Origin of the sequence: Wolbachia endosymbiont of Oryzaephilus surinamensis (genome assembly GCF_025617515.1) — a bacterium.
GTDB lineage: Bacteria > Pseudomonadota > Alphaproteobacteria > Rickettsiales > Anaplasmataceae > Wolbachia.
The window spans coordinates 1,585,208-1,599,031 of record NZ_CP092526.1; the positions used below are offsets into that span (position 1 = coordinate 1,585,208).

A 13,824-nucleotide genomic window follows, 5' to 3' on the forward strand; every position below is an offset into this window, starting at 1 on the left:
TTTCATGATAAGAAATAAAGCACTGATTTTGTACATTAACTATGCTTTTAAATAGATACCTTATTCTTGGCAACTTTAAACTCAACAACAGACACAAACAGATAATTTCTCAAAAACTTTTACAAGAGATTTTGTTAAATGCTCTATCATTTCATTTGTATGGTAAGGCGTAGGAGTAATACGGAAGCGCTCAGTCCCCTTTGAAACTGTTGGGTAATTTATATGTTGTACATATATTCCATACTCATCAAATAACAATTTTGATGCTTTTTTGGACAACTCAGGATCGCCAATTATGATTGGAATTATATGAGTTTCTGTTTGCATAAAATTCACTCCTGCGTTTCTCAGTGAGTCTTTTACCTTTTCAACAGACTGCTTTTGCTTCTCTCTTTCAACATTGCTCGATTTTAAATGCTCAACGCTTGCCTTTGCTGCTGCTGCTAAAACGGGTGACATAGCAGTAGTAAAAATAAATCCTGGGGCTGAACTTCTTATTACATCCACCAAGCTCTTTGAAGACGCTATATATCCACCCATCACTCCAAAAGCCTTTGATAATGTACCCTGAATAACAGTTATTCTATCCATCAAACCTTCTCTTTCTGCAATTCCGCCACCGCGCGGTCCATACATGCCAACTGCGTGTACCTCATCCAAATAGGTGATTGCATTATACTGATCTGCTAGATCACATATCGCTTCAAGCGGTGCTACATCACCATCCATTGAGTATACAGATTCAAGTGCTATTATTTTCGGCGTTTTTATATCTATAGACTTTAGCAACTGCTCTAAGTGATCAACATCATTATGCCTAAATATGTGCTTCGGTCTTTTTCCTGATTTTATACCTTCTATCATTGAAGAATGGTTTTTCTCATCTGAAAAAATTACCACGCCCGGAATAACAGACGATAAAGTACTAAGTGTAGTTTGGTTGGCAAGATAGCCACAAGCAAAAGTTAAAGCAGCTTCTTTTTGATGCAAGTCAGCCAAAGACTTCTCGAGCTCAACAACTTCCTTTGTTGTACCTGATATATTTCTTGTTCCTCCAGCACCAACAGATGAATTTTGAATAGCAGCAATGACACTATCGTTTTGTGACATTCCCAGATAATTATTACTGCACCAGACAATAACCTCTCTATTTCTTTCATAATCCATAATATAGGGAAGTTTGCCAGGTAATGACGCAAAATGCGTAAATTCACGATAGCGCCCTTCTTCTTTTATATCTTTGATTTTATTTAAGAATATTTTTTCGTAGTCTACCAAGTTTTTATCTATTAACAATCAATATAATTATAATAAATTATTAAATGATAGACTACTATATTTATTACTTAGACTGACATTCTTCTGTCTGCATAACCTTTTTGACCTGATTATCCTCAACTAAGCTTTTAGGCCTATAGCAGTACGTAATTGTAGCTGCAATAAGACAACAAACTGCAACTGCTATTCCTATTGCTAACATTTCCAAGTAAACTGCAACAGCTGCTCCTAAGGCAATAACAGTTATTGCAAGCGCAGAAGCAGCTACGACATACTTTTTTGTGTTTTGTGGATCATTCTTTGAATTGCTTGGTACGGTTGCTGAATAGCCTAAAGATGACATAAATTCCAAAAATCCCTTATTTCCTCGCTTTTTTGCCATATCTAAAGAGCTTCCTTTCAAAAGAGTATCTGATGGTTTATTAATAATTGGATCGTTTTCTAAATACGGGCTTGTACCATTGTCTATTAGCAATTTTGCAGATTTTTTATGCCCTTCATTTATTTTTCGATTATAAGCTATAACATGTAGCGCAGTACCAATATCCCTACTTTGTGTATTAACATACTTTTTTTTATCTTTTGCTGCACCTATCAAAATGGCAACTACATCAGAATGACCATTATCAGCAGCTAAGTGCAATGCAGTTTCACCATTATGATGTTGTAAATAAAGATCTGCCTTTTTTTTTAAAAGTAATTCCACCATTGCCGAATTACCTTCTGCAGAAGCATACATCAAAGGAGTAAGATTATATCGTTCTTTAGCATCAACTGTTGCGCCACGCTCTATTAGCAATTCTGCAACATCTGAATGTCCACTATATGCTGCTTCATGTAAAGGAGTTACTCTGCTGCCTGTACTGCTTACTGAATTAACATTTGCGTCATTATCAAGTAAAAGCTTCACAAAATCTTTATGACCACTCTTGGCAGCTAAATGAAGTGCAGTGTCACCACCTACTTTTGTTTTTGATTTAATCTCAATATTTGCACCACATTCTAGTAAATGCCTGCCAAGCTCAACATTACCTTTTTGTGCTGCAACGTGTAAATGAATAAATCCATCATTATCATAATCTGTGAAACGTTCATTAATATCGTCTAGTAAACTTTCCCTACCAGCTTTTAATTCCTCAGAAATGATAAGTGTTACTTTACCATTTTCATACTCTACTTCACCATTATGAAATTTAAGTGTGAACTCTAAAATAGCATCAACCCTGCATATTTCCCTATTTGTATCAAGTTTCCTGACAGGCATACTTGGACAATACTGAACATTGAGAGAACCTTGGCTATTATATACAATACTTATCTTTCTATCATTGGCATGAGGCAAGATTAGTTTATGCTTAGAGAATATAGGAGAGAGCTGCATTAACAAAGAGCCATCATACCCAGCTTGATTGCAACTAGTAATTAACTCTTCCAGTATATAGTCATTTGGAACCTCTGCTTTAGCATGTTTAAAAATTTCCGTAAAAACATACTTTGCAAACAGACGTTTATCATCTCCCTCATTATATTTATCATATAACCCTTTAATGAAACTATTATCTATAGTGCGATCATTGATTACAAAAAAATCCGTTCTATATAGGTCTTGATAAGCTGTGTTACCAGACTTTACATCTTCATTATTCTCATCTGCCTTTACTTGACCCAGCAGAGATTGTGTTAGCTGAAATTCTAACGTAGTTACTGCACTAGATTTAGTATCAGAATTATTAACGCCAGATTCCTCTTGACTTTCATTACCTGAATCCTCAGAACGACGGCGCTCTTTTTCCTCTCGTTCTAAAATTTCAAACCCTTCTTCAGTTCCCGAATCCCTAGAATCTGATTTCTTTAAAATTTTGTTTGATTCCTGTGATACAAAATCTGAACCTAACATGTTTTTCCTCACTAATTAGTAGCTAAGCTAAGTGTAGCATTAAATGGCAATTTTGTCAACTTAGCAAGCATCTCTTCGTAGTCTACCAAGTTTTTATCTATTAATAATCAATATAATTATAATAAATTATTAAATAATAGACTACTATATTTAGTATACAGACCTTTCCTTGAACACAATCTCTGCAGGCTCACCATTCTCAATTAAGCTTTTAGGTCTACAGCAGTATGTAACTGTAGCTGCAATAAGACAACAAGCTGCAACTGCTATTCCTACCGCTAACATTTCCAAGTAAACTGCAACAGCCACCCCTGAAACAATACCGGCTATTGCAAGCGCAGAAGCAGCTACAACATACTTCTTTGTATTTTGTGGATTTTTTTTGAGGCCACTTTTGCTGCTTTGCTCATTAATTCTTGGCAATTCTGTTTTTGGCTGTCCATTTCCGTTAGCAACTTGTTCTACATGCTCAGTAGGTTGATTAACGTTAATATCATTATTAACATCTTCAATTTCAATCGAAAGAAATTCATCTTCATCATCACTTGTTAATTCTACTCTTAAAGTACAAGGAACAGAATTACTAGAAACAGTACCATTAGCTGTTGCTTCAGCTTCCACTGTGTCAATTACAGATATTCTTGTTTCATGACCTTCTTCACTAATTTTTTCAAATGGAGAATTACTATTAGAGTCTGAGGAAGTTCCGGCAGAGCAATCACTTTTATTACCTTCAAGTTTAGAAAAATCATCCTCCTCAGAACTCAGTGATGGTGAGCTTTCTTTAGACTCTACCAAAGGAGCTTCTTGGCTACTTGCAGCAGCTTCTACATTGTTGTCTACTGGTAATGTAGCAGCAGTGTGCTTGAGCTCATTTTCAAGAAATAGTATTATTTGTTCAAGAGCCTCTTTTTGCTCACCCTCTTCCAAATTTGTAATTTTGTCATTTGCTTGGTCCAAGAGCTTCTGTACAGTAGGTTCATATGTGCTGACTTCTAATTTCTTTAATAAATGTATCAAACGAGTAAGATTGATTCTATCGACAGCATTAGACAATTTTTCTCCTATAATTTTTTCATTTCCAGGCATTTTACCCTCCTCACAATTATTACCTATAGCTTCTTCTATTGAAGCCTCTTCATTATTCATAATATTCTCTACTTTATCAACAATGTTTCTTTGCGGCTGTTGATTATCAATATTTTTGGATTCTGGATCTTTTTTAATATTTAAATGCAAAGGTGTTTTATCATCTAAACCTTCAAGAAATTTTGTGATTTTTGATTCACTAGAAGATTTTTCCCTGTTTTCTTCCCTTACCAAATATAAACTTTTCGTTCCTACCAGATCTAAAGCTGTTTTGCCATCTCTATCTTGAATGTTCCAATCAGCTCCCTTGTTTACAAGTAATTTTACTATTTCAAATTTATCATGGTAAGCAGCCCAATGTAAAGCTGTTCTGCCATGCCTCTCATCTTGAATATCAATCTCAGCGCCATTTCCAATAAGCAAGCCCATTAATTCTAAATTATTACGTGCCACAGCCCAATGCAAAGGTGCATGCCCTGAATTGTCTATACTATTAATATCAGCAATTTTATGATTAATAATAGTCTTTGCTACATCTATAAAATCTTGTTGTATAGCATAGTGCAAAAATTTTTCTGACATATCAGAAACTCTAGACCTGGCTTCAGTATCTTTAAATTTATCTAATACCGCTTTCACGCATTCTTGATTACGAATAGACAACGCCCTTCGAAGTTTTTCACATATGCTATGCCAAGGTAGAATAGTACTTCGATTTTTTTCCAAATCTTCTAATAAAAGCTTAGTATAGCGCTGTCCACCAACACCAATAAGTAGCCTATCGAGACCTTCATCTTGCGTAAATAATATACTTTTATGCGTTTCTGCATACATACTGTAATTGCTATTGAATGATGGAGAGACATACTCCATTATTTTAGCACGAAGTAACAAATTCAATGAATTAGTTCTTCAAGAATAATTTAAACTTTTACAGTAGGAGTAGTCTCATGAAACATTATAGCGGGTTAGATGTCTCACTCAAAGAAACTTTTATTAGTATCATTGATGAGAAAGGAAAAATTGTTAAAGAAGGGGTTGTTGCAAGTGAAAGCAGTGCAATAGCTGAGTTTCTGCTTGGTCAAAACAAAAAATACGAGTCCATAGGAATAGAAAGCGGGCAATTATCAATATCGATGTGCAAAGAGTTGAGGAATCTTGGATTACCAGTAACTTGTGTAGATGCAAGGCATATGGCAGCAGCATTATCTGCGAGAATCAATAAGAATGATAAAAATGATGCAAGAGGCATAGCACAAATGATGAGAGTTGGGCTATTTAAGGAGGTATTAGTAAAATCAGACGAAGCTTGTCAGGTTAAAATAATACTTGGAAGCAGAAGACAATTAATACGTTGCAGAGAGCAAATTGCGGGAACAATAAGGGGATTACTGAAAATATACGGGATAAAAGTTAATCAACGTCTTAGTTCTGCAAACTTTGCTTTAAAAGTGCAAGAAATGGTTAATAATCTAGATGAAATTAGCCAAACCTCAATTGAATCATTAGTACATAGTTTAGAAATAATAGAAGAATCAATAAGAAAACTTGATAAAATGCTCTCAGAACAAAGCAAAAAAGATGAGGATTGTAAATTATTAACTACTGTTCCAGGAGTTGGTATTATAGTAGCAATGACATATAAAGCTGCAATAGATGATCTGCATAGGTTTGAAACATCTTATACAGTTGGAGCCTATATGGGATTAAGTCCAAGACAGTACGCTTCTGGTGAGATTGATCGACACGGAAGTATATCAAAAATGGGACCAGTGGACTGTAGGAATATGTTATATGAAGCCGCGCAGGTCTTACTGGTAAAATGTAAAAGGACATTTAAATTAAGAAGCTGGGGATTGAAGCTTAAAAAGAAAAAGGGCATGAAAAAAGCAATTGTTGCAGTAGCAAGAAAATTAGCCGTGATTATGCATAAGATGCTAATCGATAGAAAAGAGTTTTGCTATCAATAAACACTAAAGAAGTATAAAACAATAATTTTACTGAAAGTAAAGATAGCAATGCCGATGGAAGGGATAAGCAAGAGGATAAGTTGAAGCATAGACTTCGTGGCGTACATGTTGCCGTCCACTTCCGCCTAACAAGTATAGTGCGGCTTGGCTACAATATGAATTAGCCATATTAGACCGCGGAGAGAACAATGGAAGCATGCTACTTTTAACTTATGTAAAATCATTAAGACTATAGAGGAAAAGAATGATACCTTAGTTTTTATAAGCTTAATGAATATGTGGATAAATACTTTAAGTTTGTGTGGACGTATTTATCCACATATTCATTGGCTACATAGTTTAAAAGAGATTAATTGGAAATTAGTGTTGATGTTTTTATTGCCAATAAAACCTCTTTTGATTGAATAAGATAATACAATAATAAATAAAAGGTTGTATTAGAGCTGAATTTTACATCAAAAAATATTTTTCATGATACAAAAAATTATTGTTGACTTTTATGCAATTAGAGAACCTTTCCACAAGTGTGTCATCAGCTGCAATGGCTAGTAGTGAAAGCTCTTTTACTGAATAATTATAATAACCATTTGTTTCATCATAGCTATTATTCAACAGCACATTGTGCATATGATCAGTCAAATTAAGCTGTTGAGAGCAAAAATCCTTCAAATTACCACAATTTAAATCAGTAATAAATCTATCGCTTTCCTCTATATTATTTATAGTTTTATCTAAATCTGCATAATCACCATAATTTTTTGCTTTATTTATAACGTCTATTAATCCATCAAAGGTTAAATTTTAGGGGTAATGGTAAATTCTTCTTCATTATGCCTTGGTTCTATATTAACCTGATCTTGAGGCCAAAATAACTCTGTTGCTACAACTGCTGTAACTTCTGCAACACCTACCAATACATTCGCAACATTACCTAAAATGCCTGGATCAGTAACTACTTTGTTTGCTACTTCACTACTATCAGATGAACTCTCAGTAATAGACAAGTCTTCAGCAGCAAATGACTTAGGTCCTTCATTCATATTTTTCTCAAGAGTCTCTGTAATTCTATTATCCTCATCTTCGAAATGCCTATTTATTTCATCTAACAAACTTTTGCCATCAACTTTGTAATTCTCTAATTGTTCAGGAATAGCAAGTGTTACTTTGCCGTTTTCATACTCTACCTTACTATCTCGAAACTTAAGGGTGAACTCTAAAATAGCATCAAACCTGCATATTTCCTTATTTGTATCAAGTTCTCTAACAGGCATACTTGGACAATACTGAATATTGAGAGAACCTTGGCTATTATATACAATACTTATCTTTCTATCGTTGGCATGAGGCAAGCTTAGTTTATGCTTAGAGAATATAGGAGAGAGCTGCATTAACAAAGAGCCATCATACCCAGCCTGATTGCAATTAGTAATTAACTCTTCTAATATATTGTCATTTGGAGTTTCTGCCTTAGCATATTTAAACATTTCTGTGAAAACTTGCTTAGCAAACAGGCGGTAATTTGCATTTTCACTCGAAATTAAGTGATTGTGCTGGCAATATGACTCGTGAACATACGCTTTGCTTATTGTTTACCCATTAATTACAAAATCCATTCTTTCCAAATCAAGTTGTGCTTGCTTGCCAGAATTTGCATTCCTATTATTCTCACCTGCCTTTACTTGACTTAGCAAAGATTGTGTTAGCTGAAATTCCAATTCAATTGCTCGTTAGTATTTTGTCCTTCCTCAACTTCTGAACAATTGCCTGAATCTCCAGAATGACGATGCTCCTTAATTTCTTCTTGTTCTAAAACTTCAAATTCTTCTTCAGCACCTGAATCTCTGGAATGGCGACGCTCCCTTTCTTCTGCAGTATCTACTGCTGGCGGCATGAGCCCACCAAGTAAATTCCACCCCATGTTTTACCCCCTAATTATTAGCTAAACTAAGTATAGCATTAAATAGAAATTTTGCCAAGCAAGTTATTGAGCCTTTTAGCAAATAGACTTACGTCTTCCATCTCTTCACCTTCCACTATACAAGCTTGATAGAACAATAAGTAAATCATATCTCCAAGTGTTGGATTTTCACCATTTTTAGCGTGAGATTCCATTATGTTTCTTATCAAAGGATGCTTAATGTTAATTTCAAGTACTTTTGGCGTGCGGTAATTTAGCTGCTTCTGTTCACGTAAAAAACGCTCCATACGGAGATCCATAGTTCCTTCATCAACTGCTAGACACACAGGACTATCGGTTAATTTCTTAGAGATCTTTACACTTTTTACTAAGCTTCCAAGAACCTTGGTGAAGTATTCGAGTATAGAATCCGCGTTTTCTTCGCTTTTGTTTTCATCTGATTTATTTTCTTCATCTTTCTTGCCTTCTTCTGAAGAAAATTTTTCTAAATCAACATCAGCGCGGGTCACAGACTTAAATTTTTGATCTTTATATTCATGAATCACGCTAGTCCAGAAATCATCAACTGGATCAACAAATAGAAGCACTTCCAATCCTTTGCTGACGAATCCTTCAAGTTGTGGACTGTTTTTTACTGAATCGAGACTATTACCTGTGAGATAGTAGATATGTTCCTGTTCAGGCTTCATTCTGCTTATATAATCATCAATGCTAACTAGCTTACCATCACTGGTGCTATGAAATCTGCAAATGGAAAGCAATGCTTCTCTTTCATCAGTTGGCATAGCTTCGCAAAGACCTTCTTTTAACACCGCACCAAAATTGCCCCAGAATTTTGTATATTCCTCTAAATTCTCTTTTGCTTTTTTGCCGAGCTCTGATATTATGCGCTTAGTTAAAGATTTCCTAATCTGCTCAACAACGCGATTGTTCTGCAGTGTTTCTCTGCTGATATTGAGAGGCAAATCCGGTGAATCAACCACACCTTTCAAAAAACGCAAGTACTGCGGTATAATCTGCACATTATCTTCAGTGATAAACACTTTATTTACATACAATTTTACAGAGCAGCGTCTATCTGGATGAAATAAATCAAAAGGCTTGATAGAAGGAACATAAAGCAAGTTCGTATACTCTATTGCACCTTCATTTTTATTATGAAATATCATCCAAGGCTCACCGCCCACATGTGCAACACCACGGAAGAAGTCGTTGTGCTCTTCTGGAGTAACGTCATTTTTTGGCTTAGTCCAAATTGCAGCTTTGCTATTTAATTTTTCACTTTTTCCTTCTTCATTTACAAACTCAACGGGAAAATTTATGTGGTCAGAGTAAGTAGTAACGATGTTTTCAATACGGAATTTGTCTAAAAATTCGCTTTCTTCAGGACGCATGATGAGCGTAATTTTTGTGCCACGAGAGATTTGACCATCTAATTTGCTGATTGAATACTCTCCATCTCCTTTAGATTTCCACACCCAAGACTCTTCTTCTCCGGCTTTCCTTGATTCTACTATAACTTCTGAAGCAACCATGAAGCTTGAATAAAAACCAACACCAAACTTTCCAATCAGCTCTACAGCTTGGCTCGAATCTTTATTATTCTTAATTGCATCCAAGAATTTTTGCGTACCAGAACTTGCAATCGTGCCAAGATTATCTATTAAATCTTGCCTGTTCATTCCAATTCCATTATCGGTTATATACAGCTCATTCTTATCTTTATTGGAGCTAATAGTAATCTTCAACTCATCACTTGAATCTAATAAATCAGCATTTAATTGTGATTCATAGCGCAATTTATCACATGCATCTGATGCATTTGATATTAACTCACGCAAGAAAATATCCTTATTAGTATAAAGTGAATGAATTACTATATTTAGTACTTTGCCTACTTCAGCGTCAAATTTTAAACTTTCAGTTTCTTGTATGTTGTGCATTTTGAGCTCCATTATTAGCCTACTACTCTAATAATTTAAGTATTGCACTGCGATCTTTCAAGGTCACACATGCTAAAATTTATGTGGGCCAACTTATGGTTCCAATGCTAAACTGGAATAAGTACAATCATTGTGTCATGCAAATTAAAAAGAAAGTGCTAGAATATAATATCTCTTATTTGCTTCAAAGATTTATGATTCTTTTTCTTTAAAAGTAGTTTCAAGAGAAGTTTTAAGCTTTTCCCATTCTTTCGAACTGTTTAGAATCAAAGCGCTCTTAATCTTCTCCAGTGCTTTCTGAGGTGATGAATATAATTCCTCATACAAATCAGTGTTTACTGACTGTAGTATTACTAAAAATGTAAATAAATTTGGATCAACTTTCACATAACATAGCTTTATTTTCTTTACGCAGTACTGTATTGCTTTTAATGATAATGAGAAGCTTTCTGCGTAAAATATAAAGCTATCTATTATTAAACTCTTTGATTTTTTCGGTAATTCAGAACTTTCAAACAGTTTTCTTATAAACTGCTCTGTTGGCTGTTTTGGCAAATGCAAAGAGAGATCAGTAAAAGATTTTAGGCTAAAATTTGGTCCAAGTATTGTGCTGATTGCTCTTTGCACGTTACTTTTATCTTGACTAACAGAGATAATGAAAACCAGTCCTTCCACATCGAGCATATACTTTATGGATTCTAAAAAATCAACAATGAATTTAGGGCGGCATATATCAAGATCATCCACCATTATATAAATGTTTTTGTCTTTCCTGATTTTATTAACCACATCTGCTAGTTGTATTTTAAAATCTCTAATGTTCTCTTTTCTCCTTTGGAGAAGATTTAACTCACCCAAGACAAAACCAATGTCTTTCTTATCAGCCTCTTTTGCAGCATCGAGAAATACTGAAAGCATAACAAGTGGAGATTTACTGATTAGCTTTCCTAATGTATTGAGAGAAAATAGTTCTTGGTTTATGTTTTTGAACTGCTGTATAACACTCCTTTTTACTTTGTATGATGCGAATAGATCCTCAAACAGGAAATGCAAAAAAGAAGGCAATGGTTGATCTAGCGCACTAATATCCCATGCGCTGTAATAAGCTGCAATTTCATTTTGCTGCTCTAGATCCTTTACCCATTCTTTCAAAAAAAACGTCTTACCCCATTTATCATATCCTTCTAAGGATACAATAGAAAAAGACTTACCAATTGTCTTGATTATAGAACTAAATTTACTTGCAACTTGTTTATAGCCTAAGCAATCATTCTCCCAAGTTGTTACCTTAGGCAATTGCTCCTCTTCTTTTTTTTTTAATGTTATTAGCGATATAAGTTTTTTTAAGCACATACCTTCTTTTGTATTTACTCATACTCTTGTCTTGAAGTAAGCGCTATCTTCAGAGTCCCTTCATCTAGGTAGTCAATTTCTCCACCTATCGGTATACCACAAGCAAGGCGCGATATTTTTACATTCGAATTCTTTAGCAATTCAATTATATATTGCGCAGTAACTTGGCCTTCTAATGTCGGATTGATTGCAATAATGACCTCTTCAATTTTAAATTCTGTAACTCTTTTGGGAATGTTATCAAGATTCAGTTCTTTTGGACCTATGCCATTTATTGCTGATAGCCTTCCACCCAAAACATGATACATACCTGAATATATATTCCCTTTTTCAAATGCCCATAGATCACCCAATTCTTCTACTACACACATTAACTTGGTGTCACGCTTTGGGTTAGTACAAATAGAACACGGCGATTTAGTATCTAGGTTTCCACAAATTTTGCACTCTATTATAAGATCCGCTAGCTCTCTAATCAAAGATGCAAGCGGTAGCATGACTTTCTCTTTATTTTGGAGCAAATGTATAACTAATCTTCGTGATGATGATGGACCTAAACTTGGCAATTTAGAAAAAGCATGAACTAAATTCTTTATATTAATGTTCATTTAACAAATTCAGGATATAGTTTATAAAATGATAACATCAAACCTTTCGTAAAGAAAGCTTAGTTTGATTGGCTATGAAAAAGATTTCCCACTTTTTTTAGAACTGTCTTGAAAAAATTAATGTAATCACAATCTACTGTAACCTAACTCTGATTCAGGTATAACTGAAATTATCTCACACATTTGCGTAGTTACTACGGTACTTCTTTTTTGAAAATGACGTAATTTATTTTTCAACATATTTCTTTCTTCTACATAACTGTCTGACTCTTTATTCAAACTAGAATTTTTTTCTTCATACTTGGAAAGTATTGTATCGATCAAATAATTAAAAAATAATATTAGACCTGTAGTGTTGGCAAGCAATGCAAGAGAATAATATAACATATCTTCACTCACTTCTTCATTTATTATGTCATGGGAATTTCTATACATTCTAAAACAAGAGCCGAAGGCTGCTAAGCATACACAAGTAAGTTTTGTTTTGTTTAGGACGCACTTAATTCGTGCTAGTTTTTTATTATTATCTTCTAATTTTATACGCAACTCACTAATTTTACTACTATAGTGCTGAATAAACAATTCTATGGCCTCTTTGTTATTAGCATAATTATATGCTTTGTAAGATTCCTTATCTATGAGTTCAGTATCTATATCCTTTGATTTGAGAAGCTCTTTGATTGCTTCATTTTTGTTAAGAAGCATAGCTTCGTGTAGAGGTGTGTACTCATTTTCAACATCTTTTCTTCTGTTAATATTTTCACGAGTTAAGTAGTTAAAAAGAGCTGAAATGCATTCTGAATTATTGCTTTCAATAGCCAGAGTAATTGCATCTTTTCCATCCTTGTTATTAGTATTAATAACTTTGAAAAGCGGCTTTTCATTCTCTTGCTTATGTTCAAAATATTTGCGTTTGTAAAACTCACTTGAACAGTATGGTTCCTTAAGAATACACAAAAGTTTTTCTACAAAACAAGTACGATTTCTTTTTATAGCTACATGTAAAGGTGTGTCATGATTCTCCTCGTCTTGCAACAATAAGACATCATACAAATAACCCTCTTTATATAAAAAATTAATCTCTTGATCAAAAGAGATATCTTCTTCTCCTTTACAGATATTTAGTAGCCGTAACCCTATACTTTCTGTAGTACTGTAATCAATTGCAGAGCTACGTTGCACTTTAGATTGATAAAGGGTTACGTCCATACTATTCCTACCTTTAAACAACCCAGCTATACCTCTAAATATTACAGCTATACCTGATTCACTCCGAGCAGCACAAGGTGTTTCATCTGGAATGTTAATCTCAACATTTTCACTAGAAAAAAGTTCTAAAACATGCGAGTTGCTTTTTCTACTGGAAAAAGGCACATCGTTCCTTTTATCTTTAATCTCAGCACTCTTTGCATTCAAAGAATTTAGAGAGTTAGCTAAACAATCAAGATCTGTAGCATTTTTAGACTCAAGGTCTTCTGCTTGAAAATTTGCTGCAGTGTTTATTTCACCTTTCATATTTCTTTATTTTACAGGGATTGCATTTCAGGTAGGGTATCTCATCTTTAAAATTTTTCAACTCTATTTAAATTTTTTTAAAATAGTTTTTGATAAAAATACTTATGAAACTAACTTCTGTGTTAATTTTTTAGAAGATTTTATAGCTAAAAAATTACTTCCGCATATTTTAAATCTGATTACAATTACAGTTAGAGATATTTATTGAGCTCAAAAATCTATCTTCGGTCTGCAGACTTTTAAATCACACTCA

At 34.1% G+C, this 13,824-nt stretch carries 7 protein-coding genes and 2 pseudogenes; 1 reads left to right on the forward strand and 8 read right to left on the reverse strand.

Translation table 11 applies throughout. From position 1 onward, the window contains the following. Window positions 1-81: 81 nt before the first annotated feature. From hemA to MJ631_RS07380, 3 genes are all read right to left on the reverse strand, one after another. Entirely contained in the window at window positions 82-1,278 is a 1,197-nt protein-coding gene (hemA, locus tag MJ631_RS07370) for a 5-aminolevulinate synthase (protein WP_214303449.1), read from the reverse strand. Window positions 1,279-1,342: 64 nt separating this feature from the next. Further along, window positions 1,343-3,175, reverse strand: coding sequence for an ankyrin repeat domain-containing protein (locus tag MJ631_RS07375; protein WP_262986312.1), 1,833 nt, complete (start codon window positions 3,173-3,175; stop codon window positions 1,343-1,345). A gap of 150 nt (window positions 3,176-3,325) precedes the next feature. Further along, the gene (locus tag MJ631_RS07380) at window positions 3,326-4,990 is read right to left on the reverse strand and encodes an ankyrin repeat domain-containing protein (RefSeq protein ID WP_399489208.1); all 1,665 of its coding nucleotides are present in this window, start codon (window positions 4,988-4,990) and stop codon (window positions 3,326-3,328) included. 224 nt (window positions 4,991-5,214) lie between these two features. Here MJ631_RS07380 and MJ631_RS07385 point away from each other — a divergent pair, with 224 nt between their 5' ends. After that, window positions 5,215-6,234 (forward strand): IS110 family RNA-guided transposase, encoded by a 1,020-nt coding sequence (locus tag MJ631_RS07385; RefSeq protein WP_214303242.1) that lies wholly within the window; start codon window positions 5,215-5,217, stop codon window positions 6,232-6,234. 450 nt (window positions 6,235-6,684) lie between these two features. Here the strand turns inward: MJ631_RS07385 and MJ631_RS08180 are convergent. From MJ631_RS08180 to MJ631_RS07415, 5 genes and pseudogenes are all read right to left on the reverse strand, one after another. Continuing rightward, window positions 6,685-8,152 (reverse strand): annotated as a pseudogene (locus MJ631_RS08180) (hypothetical protein). Window positions 8,153-8,190: 38 nt separating this feature from the next. Continuing rightward, window positions 8,191-10,095 carry a molecular chaperone HtpG gene (htpG, locus tag MJ631_RS07400; RefSeq protein WP_026097246.1) on the reverse strand — a complete coding sequence of 635 codons (1,905 nt, stop codon included), beginning with the start codon at window positions 10,093-10,095 and terminating at the stop codon, window positions 8,191-8,193. Between the two features lie 158 nt (window positions 10,096-10,253). After that, window positions 10,254-11,448: pseudogene (locus tag MJ631_RS07405) on the reverse strand (KAP family P-loop NTPase fold protein). A 14-nt stretch (window positions 11,449-11,462) separates the two neighbouring features. Then, on the reverse strand, window positions 11,463-12,050 hold the full coding sequence (gene recR / locus MJ631_RS07410; protein WP_180708353.1) for a recombination mediator RecR: 588 nt from the start codon (window positions 12,048-12,050) through the stop codon (window positions 11,463-11,465). A gap of 132 nt (window positions 12,051-12,182) precedes the next feature. Continuing rightward, a complete protein-coding gene (locus MJ631_RS07415; RefSeq protein ID WP_007302183.1) occupies window positions 12,183-13,571 on the reverse strand; it encodes an ankyrin repeat domain-containing protein in 1,389 nt (462 codons plus the stop codon). Window positions 13,572-13,824 lie beyond the last annotated feature (253 nt).